Annotated in this window: 16 protein-coding genes; 6 read left to right on the top strand and 10 right to left on the bottom strand. The window is 67.5% G+C overall.

Annotated elements, in window-relative coordinates:
- Position 1 precedes the first annotated feature (1 nt).
- Both QF046_RS17350 and QF046_RS17345 read left to right on the top strand, forming a co-directional pair.
- Positions 2-622, top strand: coding sequence for a DUF4166 domain-containing protein (locus QF046_RS17350; protein WP_307372219.1), 621 nt, complete (start codon positions 2-4; stop codon positions 620-622).
- On the top strand, positions 619-1,569 hold the full coding sequence (locus QF046_RS17345) for an epimerase (RefSeq protein ID WP_307372216.1): 951 nt from the start codon (positions 619-621) through the stop codon (positions 1,567-1,569). Before QF046_RS17350 ends, QF046_RS17345 begins: the two co-directional genes overlap by 4 nt.
- 3 nt (positions 1,570-1,572) lie before the next feature.
- Here QF046_RS17345 and QF046_RS17340 read toward each other — a convergent pair whose 3' ends face one another.
- Complete coding sequence (locus QF046_RS17340) at positions 1,573-1,962, bottom strand: PLD nuclease N-terminal domain-containing protein (RefSeq protein ID WP_307372214.1); 390 nt, start codon at positions 1,960-1,962, stop codon at positions 1,573-1,575.
- Positions 1,963-2,118: 156 nt separating this feature from the next.
- On the opposite strand from QF046_RS17340, the gene QF046_RS17335 reads away from it, so the two are divergent.
- Positions 2,119-3,714 carry a molybdopterin-dependent oxidoreductase gene (locus QF046_RS17335; RefSeq protein ID WP_307372211.1) on the top strand — a complete coding sequence of 532 codons (1,596 nt, stop codon included), beginning with the start codon at positions 2,119-2,121 and terminating at the stop codon, positions 3,712-3,714.
- A gap of 7 nt (positions 3,715-3,721) precedes the next feature.
- On the opposite strand, the gene QF046_RS17330 is transcribed toward QF046_RS17335, so the two are convergent.
- Genes QF046_RS17330 through QF046_RS17320 form a run of 3 tightly spaced genes read right to left on the bottom strand, consistent with a single transcriptional unit; the run spans position 3,722 to position 6,488 of the window.
- Positions 3,722-4,549, bottom strand: a complete 828-nt coding sequence (locus QF046_RS17330; protein WP_307372209.1) for a sulfurtransferase — start codon at positions 4,547-4,549, stop codon at positions 3,722-3,724.
- Positions 4,550-4,563: 14 nt separating this feature from the next.
- Positions 4,564-5,493, bottom strand: coding sequence for an aldo/keto reductase family oxidoreductase (locus QF046_RS17325; protein WP_307372206.1), 930 nt, complete (start codon positions 5,491-5,493; stop codon positions 4,564-4,566).
- 41 nt (positions 5,494-5,534) lie between these two features.
- On the bottom strand, positions 5,535-6,488 hold the full coding sequence (locus tag QF046_RS17320) for an acyltransferase family protein (protein WP_307372204.1): 954 nt from the start codon (positions 6,486-6,488) through the stop codon (positions 5,535-5,537).
- Positions 6,489-6,571: 83 nt separating this feature from the next.
- On the opposite strand from QF046_RS17320, the gene pgi reads away from it, so the two are divergent.
- Together pgi and QF046_RS17310 are read left to right on the top strand one after the other, a co-directional pair.
- The gene (gene pgi / locus QF046_RS17315; protein WP_307372202.1) at positions 6,572-8,254 is read left to right on the top strand and encodes a glucose-6-phosphate isomerase; all 1,683 of its coding nucleotides are present in this window, start codon (positions 6,572-6,574) and stop codon (positions 8,252-8,254) included.
- 77 nt (positions 8,255-8,331) lie between these two features.
- Positions 8,332-8,943, top strand: a complete 612-nt coding sequence (locus QF046_RS17310) for a flavodoxin family protein (protein WP_307372200.1) — start codon at positions 8,332-8,334, stop codon at positions 8,941-8,943.
- A gap of 23 nt (positions 8,944-8,966) precedes the next feature.
- On the opposite strand, the gene QF046_RS17305 is transcribed toward QF046_RS17310, so the two are convergent.
- The 3 genes from QF046_RS17305 to QF046_RS17295 all read right to left on the bottom strand — a co-directional run bounded on the left by QF046_RS17305 (position 8,967) and on the right by QF046_RS17295 (position 11,880).
- A complete protein-coding gene (locus tag QF046_RS17305) occupies positions 8,967-10,289 on the bottom strand; it encodes a serine/threonine-protein kinase (RefSeq protein WP_307372198.1) in 1,323 nt (440 codons plus the stop codon).
- A gap of 96 nt (positions 10,290-10,385) precedes the next feature.
- Positions 10,386-11,414 carry a fatty acid desaturase gene (locus QF046_RS17300; protein ID WP_373425742.1) on the bottom strand — a complete coding sequence of 343 codons (1,029 nt, stop codon included), beginning with the start codon at positions 11,412-11,414 and terminating at the stop codon, positions 10,386-10,388.
- A 154-nt stretch (positions 11,415-11,568) separates the two neighbouring features.
- On the bottom strand, positions 11,569-11,880 hold the full coding sequence (locus QF046_RS17295) for a helix-turn-helix domain-containing protein (protein ID WP_307372196.1): 312 nt from the start codon (positions 11,878-11,880) through the stop codon (positions 11,569-11,571).
- Positions 11,881-11,943: 63 nt separating this feature from the next.
- On the opposite strand from QF046_RS17295, the gene map reads away from it, so the two are divergent.
- The gene (gene map, locus QF046_RS17290; protein ID WP_307372193.1) at positions 11,944-12,720 is read left to right on the top strand and encodes a type I methionyl aminopeptidase; all 777 of its coding nucleotides are present in this window, start codon (positions 11,944-11,946) and stop codon (positions 12,718-12,720) included.
- Positions 12,721-12,813: 93 nt separating this feature from the next.
- Here map and nrdF read toward each other — a convergent pair whose 3' ends face one another.
- From nrdF to nrdI, 3 genes are read right to left on the bottom strand one after another with little or no spacing between them, the layout of a single operon-like run.
- A complete protein-coding gene (gene nrdF, locus QF046_RS17285) occupies positions 12,814-13,791 on the bottom strand; it encodes a class 1b ribonucleoside-diphosphate reductase subunit beta (protein ID WP_307372190.1) in 978 nt (325 codons plus the stop codon).
- A 46-nt stretch (positions 13,792-13,837) separates the two neighbouring features.
- On the bottom strand, positions 13,838-16,012 hold the full coding sequence (nrdE, locus tag QF046_RS17280; protein WP_307372187.1) for a class 1b ribonucleoside-diphosphate reductase subunit alpha: 2,175 nt from the start codon (positions 16,010-16,012) through the stop codon (positions 13,838-13,840).
- Positions 15,979-16,428, bottom strand: a complete 450-nt coding sequence (nrdI, locus tag QF046_RS17275; protein WP_307372185.1) for a class Ib ribonucleoside-diphosphate reductase assembly flavoprotein NrdI — start codon at positions 16,426-16,428, stop codon at positions 15,979-15,981. The genes nrdE and nrdI overlap by 34 nt, the downstream gene beginning before the upstream one ends.
- Between the last annotated feature and the right edge of the window lie 12 nt (positions 16,429-16,440).

Raw genomic sequence — 16,440 nt, 5'->3', positions numbered from 1 at the left:
TATGGATCATGTGCCCCAGTCCCCGTACCTCCGGGCACTGGGAGCGCAGCGCACGCAGCTGCATCCCGCCCTGCGCGAGTACTTCTCCGCGGTTCCCCGCGGCCACCTCGGCATCGGCGAGGGCGTGTTCGAGCGGATCGGCACGCCGCGCCGGTGGCTGTGGCCGCTGCTGGGGAAGTTGGAGCGCCGCGGCGTCGTGCACTCCGGCTGGCACCAGAACGTCCCGTTCACCGTGCGCAACCGCACTCTCGCAGGCAAGGCGATCAGCGCGCGGACCCTGCACCTGTCCGACGGCGACTGGACGATGAAGGACGCCGTCTGCGTCCGCCCGCGCGGTCGCGTGCTCGATCAGATCGGCGAGCCGATGACCCTCGCCGTCGCCTTCGACGTGTCGGTGGACGGCGACGCCCTCGCCCTGCGCAGCACCAGTGTGGGCATCCGGCTGGGACGTGTGCGCATCACGGTGCCGAGGTTCCTCGCTCCGGTCGTGCGGCTGCGTGAGAGCGCCGAGAAGCGGGCGGGGCGGCAGCGGGTCTCGCTGACCGTGGATCTGCCGGTCATCGGACGGCTCTACGAGTACGAGGGCACCTTCAGCTACGCCATCCACGAGGATGCGCCGTGACCCGGGTGGTGCTCGGCGGGTCGAGCGGGTTCATCGGCCGCCATCTGCAGCAGAAGTACCGCGCCGAAGGGCGTGAGGTCGTCACGATCTCACGCTCCGGAGCGGATCTCACCTGGACCGACCAGGACGGCATCGACGCCGCCGTCGACGGCGCCGGTCTCGTCGTGGGCCTGGCGGGCAAGAGCGTCAGCTGCCGGTACACGCCCGCGAATCGCGCGCAGATCTTCTCCTCCCGTCTGGACACCACGGCGGCTCTCAGCACGGCTGTCGGCCGGGCATCCGCTCCCCCGCCGCTGTGGATCAACTCCTCCACCGCGACGATCTACCGCCATGCGGAGGACCGGCCGATGACGGAGGCCGATGGCGAGATCGGCACGGGCTTCTCCGTCGAGGTCGCGAAGGCCTGGGAGCGCGAGCTGTTCGACGCCGAGCTGCCTGAGACCAGGCGCGTGGCGCTGCGCACTGCGATCGTCCTCGGCGACGCCGGCGTTCTGGGTCCCCTGCGGGTGCTGGCCCGACTGGGTCTCGGCGGCACGCAGCTCGACGGCTGGTGGCCGGTGACACGGGCACGGCGTGCATCCGGCACCGCGCACGTCGCGGGCGCCCGGGGCGGACGCCAGCGATTCAGCTGGATCCACGTCGACGATGTGATCGGCATCATCGACTTCCTGGAACAGCATCCGGAACTCGACGGGCCGGTGAACGCCTCGTCGCCGAACCCGGTCGACAACGCCGGGTTCATGGCATCCGTCCGGCGCACCCTCGGGGTGCGGTTCGGCCCGCCCACCCCGCGCTGGATGCTGGAGCTCGGCGCGATCGGCATCCGCACCGAGACGGAGCTGATCCTGAAGAGCCGGTGGGTGCTGCCGGGCAGGCTCGCCGAGGCGGGCTACGTGTTCCGGCATCCCGATCTGGACGAGGCGCTGCGCGCGTCGTTCAGCGGCTGACGCTCACGCCGACTCGGAGCCGGATTCGCCGCGCTCCTGCCTGCGCTTCTCGATCTCCTGGCGCAGCCGCCACTCCTCGATCTCCTTGTCGAGATCCGCGATCTGCTGCTCGGTCGTGCGCGTGTCCGCCGGGATCACCGGCGGGACGGGCGCCGACGGCTCCGGGCGACGGGACCGCTTCAGCCGCTCGGGGCGCTCCAGACGGATGCCGCCCTCGGGGTACTCCCGTCCGATGCCGAACCACAGCACGCTGCCGATGAACGGCAGCAGGACGACCAGCAGCAGCCAGACGAACTTCGGCATGAACTTCACCTGCGAGTCGTCGCGCCGGATGATGTCCACGAGTGCGAACACCATCAGCGCCACGATGAGCAGCGAGATCACGAAGGCCATGCCCCTCAGCGTAGACGACCCGGGTCGCCCGCGGCCCCGGCGGGAGCACGACGCAGGGTCGCGACGGGCCGTCTCGGCAGGGTCGCGGAATCCGATCGCGGCGCGACTCCGAACAACACTCGAGCGCACTGTCACGGTGCCACGGAGGAGACGATCATGTCGAAGCGGAGCACGGGCAGAGCATTCATCGCATGGGCGGGACTGGCTGGCGTGGTCGGCGGTGCCGTCTTCCTCGCGGCCTCGGAGCTGTTCGCGGTGCTGGTGGCCCGCGAGGCCAGCCCGATCCTGGCGGTCGGCGGGTTCGTGATCGACATCGTGCCGCAGCCCTTCAAGGAGCTCGCGATCGCGACCTTCGGCGAGTACGACAAGATCGCCCTCCTCGCCGGGCTCGGTCTGGCCGTGATCATCGCCTCCGCGATCTCCGGCATCCTGCAGCTCGTGCGGCCCCCGCTCGGCGTGGCCGCCCTGGTCGTCGCCGGTGCGCTGTCGACCGCCGCGATCGTGACCCGCCCCGGCGCCACCCCGCTCGCCTTCCTCCCTCCCGTGCTCTGTCCCCTCGCCGGATCCGTCATCCTCGTACTGCTCATCCGTCGACTGCGGACCTGGCGCGGATCCGCGAGCGTGCGCGGCACGGCGACCGGTTCATCAGCATCGGCGAGTGACGAAGCAGCCCGACCGAGCATCATGGGGCGACGCCAGTTCTTCATGCTCACCGCCATCGCCGGCGCCTCGGCTCTCGTGGTGGGAATCGCCTCGCGCACCGTCAGCATGGCCGTCGGCTCCGTGGAGGCGATCCGCGACCTGCTCAAGCTGCCGGCGCCTCGCACGACCGTCGCGATCCCGAAGGGGGCCGAGCTCGACATCCCGGGTCTGAGCAGGCTGTTCACCCCGAACAAGGACTTCTACCGCGTCGACACCGCTCTCACCGTCCCCACCATCGACCCGGCGACCTGGCGACTCGTGATCGACGGGATGGTCGACCAGCGGGTGGAGCTGAGCTTCCAGGACATCCTCGACATGGGTCTCGACGAATACGCGATCACCCTGACCTGCGTCTCCAATGAGGTCGGCGGCGAGCTCGTGGGCAACGCGAAGTGGCTCGGCGTGCCGGTGCGCGAGGTGCTGAGGAAGGCAGGAGTGCAGTCCGGCGCCGACATGGTCCTCTCGCGCAGCGTGGACGGCTACACGGCGAGCACTCCACTCTCCGCGCTCACCGACGACGGCCTCGACGCGATCCTCGCGGTGGCGATGAACGGCGAGCCGCTGCCTCTGGAACACGGCTTCCCGGTCCGCATGGTCGTCCCCGGCCTTTACGGGTACGTGTCCGCCACGAAGTGGCTGACCGAGCTCAAGGTCACGACGTTCGCCGACGACCAGGCGTACTGGACGCCTCGCGGCTACAGCGCCGAAGCTCCGATCAAGTTCGCTTCGCGCGTGGACACCCCCAAGATCGGCGAGGCGGTGCCGGCGGGGAGGATCCCGATCGCGGGCGTCGCCTGGGCGCAGTCCGTGGGGATAGAGCGCGTCGAGGTCAGCATCGATGACGGCGACTGGGTGCCCGCCACCCTGTCGGCTCCCGTCAACGAGGACACCTGGGTGCAGTGGTTCCTGGAGTGGGATGCCACCCCCGGCACGCACTACGTCGCAGTGCGGGCGGTCAATCGGAACGGCGACCTGCAGATCGAGGAGCGCGCCGCGATCGCGCCGAACGGCTCCTCCGGCTGGCAGCGCTCGCTCGTCCGCGTCACCTGATCATCGCTCAGTCCTCGCCGGTCGCGACCGGCATTCCCGCAGTGTTGGACCACGCGCTCCACGAGCCCGGATACACGGTGACCTCTCGCCCTGCGATGGTCCCGGCGAGCGCCAGCTGCGCCGCGGTGATGCCGGATCCGCAGTATGCCGCGATCGGCATGCTGCCGTCGGCGCCGGCGTCGTCGAACGCCGCGGCGATCTCGGATGCCGGCAGGAAACGGCCGTCGGCGGTGAGCATCCGTCCGATCGGCAGGTTGCGGGCGCCCGGGATATGACCGGGGAGCGGGTCGATCGGCTCGGTCTCGCCGCGGTACCGCTCGGCAGCACGCGCATCCAGCAGCACCCCGGTCGCCGGCCAGGTCGCCGCGCCCGCGGTGTCGATGACACCGACATCACCGGGCGTGGTGAGCACGACATCGCCCTCCGCGACCTGCACGTCGCCGGTCGCGACCTCGCCGCCGGCGGCCTGCCAGGCCGGCCACCCTCCGTCCAGCACGCGCACGTCGCTGAGGCCGGCGCGCCGCAGCGCCCACCAGGCGCGCGACGCCGACAGCATCCGGTGGTCGTCGTACACGACCACCGGCACGCCGGTGCGGATGCCCCAGCGTCGGGCCGCGGCGGCGAGCGCCGCGTCATCGGCCAGCGGATGCCGTCCTTCGCCGGGTTCGCCGTGACGGGACAGCTCGTGCTCCACGTCGATGAACACCGCGCCGGGGATGTGCCCGGCCAGATACTGCTCGCGGCCATCGTCACGGCCGAGCTGCCAGCGCGCGTCGAGCACGTGCACCTCGCCGAAGCGCGATCGCAGCTCGGCGGCGCTGATCAGCGGGTTCATGCCGGGCCCCTCGCTCACGGGACGATGTGTCCGGCGGTGCGGAACAGCTCGTACCATTCGCCGCGGGTCAGCACCACGTCGGCGCCCGCCGCCGCGTCCGCCACGCGCTGCGGGGTGGTGGTGCCGAGCACGACCTGCATGTGCGCGGGGTGACGGGTGATCCAGGCCGTCGCGATGGCGATGGGCTCGACCCGGTACTTCGCGGCCAGCCGGTCGAGCACCGCGTTCAGCTCGGCGTACTTCTCGTTGCCGAGGAACACCCCGTCGAAGAAGCCGCCCTGGAAGGGCGACCAGGCCTGGATGGTAATGCCGTTGATGCGGCAGTACTCCACGATGCCGCCGCCGTCGCGGACCACGCTCTGCTCCTCGCCGGACATGTTCGCGGCGACGCCCTGCGCGATGATCGGCGAGTGCGTGATCGACAGCTGCAGCTGGTTGGCGACCAGCGGCTGGGTCACGGCGGTGCGCAGCAGATCGATCTGACGGGGCGTGTGATTCGAGACGCCGAACGAGCGCACCTTGCCGGCCGCCTCGAGCTCGTCGAACGCGCGCGCGACCTCCTCCGGCTCGACGAGTGCGTCGGGACGGTGCAGCAGCAGCACGTCGATGTGGTCGGTGCGCAGCGCCTTGAGCGATCCCTCCACCTGGGCGACGATGTGCTCGTAGGAGAAGTCGAACATCTGCTCGGCCGGCACGATGCCGCACTTGGTCTGCAGGGTGATCTCGTCGCGCTCCGAAGCGGACAGCTGCAGGGCCGAGGCGAAGCGATCCTCGCAGACGTGCATCGCCCCGCCGTAGATGTCGGCGTGATCGAAGAAGTCGATTCCGGAGGCGCGGGCCGTGTCGTACAGCTCGCGCACTTCGGCATCCGTCTTGTCGGGGATGCGCATCATTCCCGCGATGACGGCGGGGGCGGTGTCGCCTGCGAACGGGACTGACTTCATGATTCCTCCTGAGTGGGCGCCGATGATGCTCTCCGCCAACGCTACCCGCCGGAATCGACGCGCAGCGCGGCCTGCCCGGTGAGCCACGGCGAGGCAGGCGTCCGCAGGGCAACGAGTCCCACCAGCAGCGGCACGAGCATCGCCGTGATGAAGGTCGGCCAGCCGGACCACGGCGTCCACAGGAAGAGAGGATGCATGAGCACCACGGTCAGCAGCGGCAGCGCCAGCAGCGTGCACAGCTGCGAGAGCCGCCCCGGACGCACGGTGCTCTCGGCGAGCAGGATCAGTCCGATCGAGATCGCGGCGGAGACCACCAGCGACAGCACGGGCGTGCCGAACTCGCCCTGCTTCATGTCCAGGAAGCTCGAGGCCCCGGCGGCGACGAGGGCGGCGCTGACAGCGATCAGCAGGATGCCGATGACGGCAGGAGCAGGGATCCGGGCCCGGATCCGACGCAGCCCGTCGCCGATGAGCAGGTAGATCAGGCTCGTGAAGGCCAGCCCGACGCCCAGCGGCGAGTCGGAGAGCACCGTGCCGCCGACCCAGCCCGCCGCAGCGCCGGCGATGCCGATCAGCCACTGGACCGCCAGCGGGAGTCGTTCGATCAGCCGGAGCAGCAGTGCCGTGAAGAACAGTGTGGAGATGAACCAGAGTGTGATGTACGGCATCCCGGCCACTCCCCCACCGTACAGACCGCCGAGGATGCGATCCGGGGTGTCGGGGAAACCCATCGCGAGCAGCGCGATCGTCAGCAGCACGAACCACACCAGGTACGGTCTGCCGAGCGACTGCCAGCGTCTGCTCAGTTCGGCGCGCATCGAGCGGCCGGGTTTCCAGAGATACCCCGAGATGACGAAGAACACGGTCACGTGCCAGGTGTAGAGCCAGTCGGCCGTCACCTCCCGTGTGAAGGCGTGCCCGGCCACGATCGCCGCGACCGCGATGATGCGGACGAGGTCGATCGCGCCGGACCTGTTCGGCATCGCCTCGAGCATGCGGCGATGGTAGTCCGTCTCCTTGACAGTGTCGCTCGCAATCTCGCGCCCGGCCTTGTCCGGCTGGCGCTAACGTTGCTTGCATGACCGCTCCGATCGATGCGACCTCCACCTCCGCCTGGGCTGAACTCACTGCTGCGCGTGAGGGCTTCTCCCCCGATCTGCGCGACTGGTTCGCGTCCGATCCGGGCCGGGTCGAGCGGCTGAGCCTGGAGCTCGCCGACCTGCACGTCGACCTGTCGAAGAACCTGGTCACCGATGAGATCCTGGCCTCGCTCGTGCGTCTGGCCGAGCAGACCGGTGTCGCCGAGCGGTATGCGGCGATGCTCGCAGGTCACCACATCAACACCACCGAGGACCGCGCCGTGCTGCACACGGCACTGCGGCGTCCGGCGGGCGCCTCGCCGGAGCTGGTCGTGGACGGTCAGGACGTGGACGCCGACGTGCAGTCGGTGCTCGACGCACTCGCCGCCTTCGCCGACCGCGTCCGCTCGGGCGACTGGCTGGGCGTGACCGGCAAGAAGGTCACGCACGTCGTGAACATCGGCATCGGCGGATCGGACCTCGGACCGGTCATGGTCTACGAGGCGCTCAAGCCGTACGCGGATGCCGGCATCCAGGCGCGCTTCGTCTCCAACATCGACCCCACCGACCTGGCGCAGAAGACCGCCGACCTCGATCCCGAGACCACCCTGTTCATCGTCGCCTCCAAGACCTTCACGACGCTGGAGACGCTGACGAACGCGCGCCTCGCGCGGGACTGGATGTGGGCCGGCCTGGCAGCATCCGGCGCGATCGGCGACGACGAGAAGAGCCGGACGGATGCCGTCGCGCACCACTTCGTGGCCGTCTCGACCGCCCTCGACAAGGTCGCCGCGTTCGGCATCGACCCCACCAACGCGTTCGGCTTCTGGGACTGGGTGGGCGGTCGCTACTCCGTCGACTCGGCGATCGGCCTGTCGCTGGCCGTCGTCTTCGGGCCCGCCGCATTCCGCGACCTGCTGGCCGGCTTCCACGCCGTCGACGAGCACGTCCGCGCCACCCCGCTCGCAGAGAACGTGCCGGTTCTGATGGGCCTGCTCAACGTCTGGTACTCGAACTTCCTGGGCGCGCAGTCGCACGCGGTGCTGCCCTACGCGCAGCAGCTGAGCCGGTTCCCCGCTTACCTGCAGCAGCTGACCATGGAGTCCAACGGCAAGTCGGTGCGCTGGGACGGCACGCCCGTCACCACCGACACCGGCGAGGTGTTCTGGGGCGAGCCCGGCACCAACGGCCAGCACGCGTTCTACCAGCTGATCCACCAGGGCACGCGCCTGATCCCGGCGGACTTCATCGCCTTCGCGAACCCGGCCTATCCGCTGAAGGACGACGGACGCGACGTGCACGGGCTGTTCCTGGCGAACTTCCTCGCGCAGACGAAGGCGCTCGCCTTCGGCAAGACCGCCGAGGAGGTCGAGGCGGAGGGCACCACCGGTGCGCTGGTGGCCGCGCGCACGTTCAGCGGCAACCGGCCCACGACATCGATCTTCGCGCCGGCACTCACTCCCGCCGTGCTCGGCCAGCTGATCGCACTGTACGAGCACATCACCTTCACGCAGGGCGTGATCTGGGGCATCAACTCGTTCGACCAGTGGGGTGTGGAGCTGGGCAAGCAGCTCGCTCTGCAGATCGCTCCGGCGATCGAGGGCGATGCGGCTGCTCTCGAAGCCCAGGATGCGTCCACGAAGGCGCTCCTGGCGTACTACCAGGCGCACCGCAAGGGCTGAGAGCCGGGTCTAGCGCATACGTGGAGCGGGCGGAACCCCCTCTGCGGCCGCGTGGTGCGCGTGCCTACGGTACCGGCATGGACGAACAGCTCAGCGCGCTTCTGATCAACTGCACCCTCAAGCCCTCGCCGGCGGGATCGAGCACCCACGTGCTGGGCGAGCAGGTCATGAACGCCCTGGCGGAGCACGGTGCGACTGCCGACCGCATCCGCGCCGTCGACCATCGCATCCTGCCGGGCGTCCAGACCGACATGGGCGGGGAGGACGAATGGCCGGAGCTGCGGGCGCGTGTGCTCGCAGCCGACATCGTCGTGTTCGCCACACCGACATGGCTGGGGCAGCATTCCAGTGTCGCGCAGCGCGTTCTGGAGCGTCTGGATGCAGAGCTGTCGGAGACCGACGATCAGGGGCGCCCGATCCTGTTCGACAAGGTGGCTCTGGCCGTCGTCGTCGGCAACGAGGACGGCGCGCACCACATCACCGCGATCCTGTTCCAGGCGCTGAACGACGTGGGCTTCACGATCCCCGCGCAGGGATCGGTGTACTGGAACGGCGAGGCCATGCAGACCACCGATTACAAGGATCTGCCGTCGGTGCCCGAGAAGGTTGCGCAGGCGACGTCGACGGCTGCCGCGAACGCCGCGCATCTGGCACGGAGCCTCACGCAGGCGGGTTATTCAGCAGGCTGAGTCCAGCGGCCCGACGACCGCCGTCACCTGTCCTTGTCCTTCTGCGGCGGATGATCGGGGTTGCCGGCATTGCTGCCGGGACCCTTGTGTGCATTGTCGGACTTGTCCGGGCTGCCCTGACGCACGTCGACAGCACCGGCTCCGGAGTCGTCCGAGCGGGTGTCGACTGCGGATGTCGTGGGCGTGCCCGGCTCCTGCCGATCGGGTGTCGGTGACGGCGCAGCGGTGCTCGGCGCAGGCGTCACCGCCTGCTCCGGCGAATCGGCATTCGGCGTCGTGCTCCACAGCCCCGCGACGGCGATGAGAGCCATTGCTGCGGCGGCAAGGGCGCCGACGGCTGCGACCCCCAGCCTCCGCAGGCGGCCGGGCCATGGCCGATGGGCGACGGCCATCGGATACTCCCTGGTCGGAGCCGAGAGATCTTCGCCGCGGGCCTCGGACATCCCTGCTGTCGGCGGAGCCGTCGTCGCCCGCGTGCCGGACGGCACCCGGTGCTCGGCGAGCGCGGCGGCGGCCTCTGCGACGTCTCGGGCGGAGGCCCGCGCCTCCGGTTCGGTGCGCGTCATGCTCGCGAGGAGCTCCCGCCATTCGGCATCCAGGGAGTCCGGGATCTCCGGCGGGCCGGACAGATGCCTCAGCGCCGTCTGGACGGCGCCCGACACGGGGAACGCGGGAGCACCGCTGGTCGCCTCGATGAGCACCAGTCCCAAGGAGTAGACGTCCACGGCGGGCGTGAGATCGCCGCTGCAGACCTGTTCGGGCGCCATGTAGGCCGCGGTTCCGACGGCGATGCCCGGCGCCGTCAGCCGCGCATCGTCCCTGCCCAGCGCGATGCCGAAGTCGGTGAGCTTCGCGACCCAATCGCCGTCGCGGCGTGCGGACCTGGACAGCAGGATGTTGGAGGGCTTCACGTCACGGTGGACGATGCCTGCCTCGTGCACCGTCTGAAGCGCCTCGGCGATGTCACGCGCGAGGCGCGCCGCCTCCGTGCTCGGCAGCGGGCCATGCGTCAGCCGCGACGTGAGCGTGGGACCGTCGACATACTCCATCGCCAGGTATCGAGGATGCGCGGGGTCGAGCCGAGCATCGTAGAGCGTGACCAGCGACGGGTGATTCACCGACGCGAGCACCGCGGACTCGCTGTACGCACGTTCGGCCACCAGCGGCGTCTCGGCGTGGCTGCGCAGCAGCTTGATCGCCACCGTCCTGCCGAGCGCGGTGTCCTCCGCTCGGTAGACGATCGCCGTCCCACCGCGTCCGACGCATTCTTCCAGGCGGTATCGCCCATCCAGCAGTGCCGCCGTCGGCTGATCGTCGATCGTGCTCACCTCGACCACTCCAGTCATGTGCGGCTCGGGTGCCGCATGACTGGAGAATCTAGGCCGGGGTCAACCTGCCGTCACCGGCCTTGACGCGCTCGAAGCGATCTGCAAGCCGACGGGTCACGCCCGCCGATACTGGGAGACCATGGGGCAGTCGAACGGGTCGCGGGCGGCGAGCCCGACCTCGTTGAGGTACTTGATGACGATGGCGTAGGAGCGCAGCACCGTGGTCTCGGTGTACGGCACGTTGTTCGCCATGCAGTAATCGCGCACGATCTCACGCGCACGCGACAGGTGCAGACGAGACATGCTCGGGAAAAGGTGGTGCTCGACCTGGTAGTTGAGCCCGCCGAAGAGCGACGTCGCCCACCATCCGCCGGTCACATTGCGGGAGGTGCGCACCTGCTTCGTGAAGAAGTCCAGCCGCGCGTCGTGGGAGATGATCGGCATCCCCTTGTGGTTGGGTGCGAACGATGCGCCCATGTACACGCCGAATACGGCGAACTGCACGCCGAGGAATGCGAAGGCCATGCCCGGCGGGAGCATCAGGAAGACGGGGACGAGCAGCAGTGCGAAGCGAGCGGCGATGACGGCGAGCTCGGTCCAGCGGCCCTTCACCTTCTTCTGCGTGATCAGGTGGGTGAGGCTGAGCCGGTGCAGGTTCAGCCCCTCCAGCATCAGCAGGGGGAAGAACAGCCAGCCCTGGCGCTGCGTGATCCAGCGGATGACGCCGCGCGAGCGCGCAGCATCCTCGTCGAGGAACGAGATCGTGTCGATCTCGATGTCGGGATCTTTGCCGACGGTGTTCGGGTTGCCGTGGTGCTTGGTGTGCTTCGAGTCCCACCAGGCATAGCTCATTCCGATGCTGCCGGCGAGGAAGAGCGCGAGTTTGAAGTTCGCCGGTCCTGACGAGAGGATCTGGCGGTGCGCGGCCTCGTGGGCGAGGAATGCGATCTGGGTGAACAGGAGGCCGAGGGCTGCCGCGATCAGCAGCTGGAACCAGCTGTCGCCGAGCAGGATGAACCCGGTCACGCATCCGCCGAGGCCGACGAGGATGGCCGCGCCCACCAGCGAGTAGAACACCGGAGTGCGCTGGAGCAGCCCGGTTTCCTTGACGACGTGCAGCACTTCCTTGTATGCACGTGCCATCGGGGGGAAGTCGGCGTTGCCCGAATACGTCTGACGGATCGGACCCTGAGTGCTTGTGGTCGTTTCGACCTGAGTGAGGGAGATGGTGCTCTCCTGTCGATCGGAGCCCTTGAGCCGTGGAAGCCAAGGGCAGATGCCGATCGCTGACCCCAGGCTACGCGGGGTGGTATACGGCAGAAGGCATGTGACCGGGGTGCGTCGCGATGTTCGACGTGACCTTCGGGGCCGCTTCGGCGTCGCGCCAGAGGTCATCGAGAGAGAGCCCGAGAACTCCCGCGACGGCGGCGATGGTCGTGAAGGCGGGCGTCGCCACCCGGCCCGATTCGATCTTCCGCAGCGTTTCGGGCGAGATGCCCGCCTGCAGCGCGACCTCGAGCATCGGGCGAGAGCCCCGCTCCGTTCGCAGCAGCGCGCCCAGGCGCTGACCGCGCTGGATCTCTTGAAGAGTGTGAGGCAACCGGACCATGCTCCCTATTCTAATCCCGGGATAGTATTACCGGGATAGTTATTGCCGACCGGAGAGCCGTCCATGATCGAGATCCTCACCCCCGCCCAGCTGGACCGCGCCCGGATCACGGGCCGCCTGGTCGGCGACATCCTGCAGACACTGAAGGAACGGTGTCGGCTCGGCACGAACCTGCTGGAGATCGATCGATGGGCCGAGCAGATGATCCGTGCCGAGGGAGCCTCCTCCTGCTACGTGGACTACGCGCCGTCCTTCGGAAGCGGCCCGTTCGGGCACTACATCTGCACGGCGGTCAACGACGCCGTGCTCCATGGGATGCCGCGGGATCTCGCTCTCGCCGACGGCGACCTGCTCACACTGGACCTGGCGATCATCAAGGACGGGATCGCCGCCGACGCCGCGATCAGCTTCATCGTCGGGGCGACGAAGGCACCCGAGGATGTCGCGATGATCGACGCGACCGAACGCGCCCTCGCCGCGGCGATCGACATCGCACAGCCCGGTGCACGCCTGGGCGATCTCTCGCACGCCATCGGCACGACCCTCCACGCCGCCGGGTACCAGGTCAACATGGAGTTCGGCGGGCACGGCATCGGCTCGACCATGCATCAGGATCCGCATGTGGCGAACGACGGTCGCCCGGGCCGCGGGTACAGACTGCGCCCCGGACTGCTGCTCGCGATCGAGCCATGGGTCATGGCCGACACCGACCGCCTCATCACCGATCAGGAGGACGGCTGGACCCTGCGCAGCGCCACCGGCGGCCGCACCGCGCACACGGAGCACACCATCGCGATCACCGCCGAGGGTGCGGAGATCCTCACGCTCCCGAGCCGCTGATCCGGGACGGGATGCCGAAGGCCCGCATCCGCGCTGTCGCGGGTGCGGGCCTTCTCGTTCTGGCGTGTTCGCCGGAGCCTCAGAGAGTGACTCTCAGAAGTCCCAGTCGTCGTCCTCGGTGGCCTCGGCCTTGCCGATCACGTACGAGGAACCCGACCCGGAGAAGAAGTCGTGGTTCTCGTCCGAGTTCGGCGAGAGCGCCGACAGGATCGCCGGGTTCACGTTCGTGAGGGTGGACGGGAACATCGCCTCGTAGCCCAGGTTCATCAGGGCCTTGTTGGCGTTGTAGTGCAGGAACTTCTTGACGTCCTCGGTCAGGCCGACGCCGTCGTAGAGGTCCTGGGTGTACTGCACCTCGTTCTCGTAGAGCTCGTACATGAGGTTGAAGGTGTACTCCTTCAGCTCCTCGCGGCGCTCCGGGGTCTCGTTCTCGAGGCCCTTCTGGAACTTGTAGCCGATGTAGTAGCCGTGCACGGCCTCGTCACGGATGATGAGGCGGATGAGGTCTGCGGTGTTGGTGAGCTTCGCCTTGGACGACCAGTAGATCGGCAGGTAGAAGCCCGAGTAGAACAGGAACGACTCCAGCAGTGTGGAGGCGACCTTGCGCTTGAGCGGGTCATCGCCCTGGTAGTAGTCCATGATGATCTGCGCCTTCTTCTGAAGGTTCACATTCTCATTGGACCACCGGAACGCCTCGTCGATCTCCTTCGTCGACGCGAGGGTCGAGAAGATCGACGAGTAGCTCTTGGCGTGCACCGACTCCATGAACGCGATGTTGGTGTACACCGCCTCCTCATGAGGCGTGATCGCGTCGGGGATCAGCGAGACCGCGCCGACCGTGCCCTGGATGGTGTCCAGCAGCGTGAGTCCGGTGAACACGCGCATCGTGAGCAGCTGCTCTTCGGGCGTCAGCGTGTTCCACGACTGCACGTCGTTCGACAGCGGCACCTTCTCGGGCAGCCAGAAGTTGTTCACCAGACGGTTCCAGACCTCGAGGTCCTTGTCGTCCTGGATGCGGTTCCAGTTGATCGCCTGCACGTGGTCGACCAGCTTGAGCGTTTGCGGGGTCATTTTTCCATTTCCTTCTCCGTCACCGCGAAAACTGAATCCGACTGCATCACAGCATGCAGCTGACGCACTCGGTCATGTCGGTGCCCTCGAGAGCCATCTGGCGCAGACGGATGTAGTAGATCGTCTTGATGCCCTTGCGCCATGCGTAGATCTGAGCCTTGTTGATGTCGCGCGTGGTGGCGGTGTCCTTGAAGAACAGCGTCAGCGACAGACCCTGGTCGACGTGCTGGGTCGCGGCGGCGTACGTGTCGATGACCTTCTCGTAGCCGATCTCGTACGCATCCTGGTAGTACTCCAGGTTGTCGTTCGTCATGAACGGCGCCGGGTAGTAGACGCGACCGAGCTTGCCCTCCTTGCGGATCTCGACCTTCGACGCGATCGGGTGGATCGACGAGGTCGAGTTGTTGATGTAGGAGATGGAACCCGTCGGCGGTACGGCCTGCAGGTTCTGGTTGTAGATGCCGTGCTTCTGGATGCTGTCCTTCAGCTCGGCCCAGTCGGCCTGCGTCGGGATGCTGTGGCCGGCGAAGAGCTCCTTGACCTTCTCGGTCTCGGGCACCCAGGCGCGGTCGATGTACTTGTCGAAGAACTCCCCCGACGCGTAGGTCGAGTCCGCGAAGCCGTCGAAGGCCACGCCGCGCTCGATGGCGAGCTTGTTCGACGCGCGCAGCGCGTGGAACAGCACCGTGTAGAAGTAGATGTTCGTGAAGTCGATGCCCTCTTCGGAGCCGTAGAACACGTGCTCGCGAGCGAGGTAGCCGTGCAGGTTCATCTGGCCGAGGCCGATGGCGTGCGAGCGGTCGTTGCCGACCTCGATCGAGCGGACCGACGAGATGTGGCTCTGGTTGCTGACGGCGGTCAGGCCGCGGATGGCCGTCTCGACGGTCTTGCCCAGGTCACCGGCATCCATCGCCAGAGCGATGTTCATCGAGCCGAGGTTGCAGGAGATGTCCTTGCCGATCTGGTCGTACGAGAGGTCCTCGTTGTACGTGGTCGGCGTGTTCACCTGCAGGATCTCGCTGCAGAGGTTGGACATGTTGATGCGGCCCTTGATCGGGTTCGCCTTGTTCACCGTGTCCTCGAACATGATGTACGGGTAGCCGGACTCGAACTGGATCTCGGCGATCGTCTGGAAGAACTCGCGCGCGTTGATCTTCGTCTTCTTGATGCGCGCGTCGTCGACCATCTCGCGGTACTTCTCGGTGACCGAGATGTCGCCGAACGGGACGCCGTAGACCTTCTCGACGTCGTACGGCGAGAAGAGGTACATGTCCTCGCCGTTCTTCGCGAGCTCGAACGTGATGTCGGGAACGACGACGCCCAGCGAGAGCGTCTTGATGCGGATCTTCTCGTCGGCGTTCTCGCGCTTGGTGTCGAGGAAGCGCATGATGTCGGGGTGGTGCGCGTTCAGGTAGACCGCGCCCGCGCCCTGACGGGCTCCGAGCTGGTTGGCGTAGCTGAAGCTGTCTTCGAGCAGCTTCATGACGGGGATGATGCCGGAGGACTGGTTCTCGATCTGCTTGATCGGCGCACCGGACTCGCGGATGTTGCTGAGCAGCAGGGCCACGCCGCCGCCGCGCTTGGACAGCTGCAGCGAGGAGTTGATGCCGCGGGAGATGGACTCCATGTTGTCCTCGATGCGCAGCAGGAAGCAGCTGACGAGTTCGCCGCGCTGAGCCTTGCCCGAGTTGAGGAACGTCGGCGTCGCCGGCTGGAAACGGCCGGAGATGATCTCCTCGACGAGATCGATCGCGACCTGCTCGTCGCCGTCCGCCAGGCCGAGGGCGGTCATCACGACGCGCTCCTCGAAGCGCTCCAGGTAGCGCTTGCCGTCGAAGGTCTTCAGCGTGTAGCTGGTGTAGTACTTGAACGCTCCGAGGAAGGTCTCGAAGCGGAACTTCTTCGAGTACGCCAGGTCGGTGAGCTTCTGGATGAACTCGAACGAGTACTTCGCGAGCAGTTCGCCCTCGTAGTACTCCTTCTCGACGAGGTAGTCCAGGCGCTCCTTGAGGGAGTGGAAGAACACCGTGTTCTGGTTCACGTGCTGCAGGAAGAACTCCTGCGCGGCGCGCTTGTCTGCACCGAACTGGATCTTGCCGTTCGTGTCGTACAGGTTCAGCATCGCGTTCAGCGCGTGATAGTCGAGCCCCTGGTATGCGGGGTTGACCTTGAAGTCGACCTGCTCGGTCACTGGCTGCTCTTCAACTGCGGTGTCCACCATCGTTCCAATCCGTCGCTCACGCGATCGACATCATCCGGCGTGCCGAATACTTCCAGCCGGTACAAGTGCGGCACATGACACTTGCGGCTGACGATCTCTCCGGCGAGACAGAACGAGTCGCCGAAGTTGGTGTTCCCCGCGGAGATGACTCCGCGGATCAGGCTGCGGTTGTGCTCGTCGTTGAGGAACCGGATGACCTGCTTGGGAACAGCGCCCTTCTCCTCGCCGCGTCCCTGACCGCCCCCGTAGGTGGGGGTGACGAGCACATAGGGCTCGTCGATGACGAGCGGCTCGTCGTTTCGGTGCAGCGGGATGCGGCGGGCGGGAAGGCCGAGCTTCTCGACGAATCGTGCGGTGTTACCCGAGATGCTCGAGAAGTAGACCAGGAGCGGCGCGGAGGTCGCTATCGCGCTCATACCACACCTCCT

The organism is Microbacterium sp. W4I4, assembly GCF_030816235.1.
GTDB lineage: Bacteria > Actinomycetota > Actinomycetes > Actinomycetales > Microbacteriaceae > Microbacterium.
Note: the sequence above shows the minus strand (reverse complement) of the source record. Positions and strands in the feature narration are given on the sequence as shown.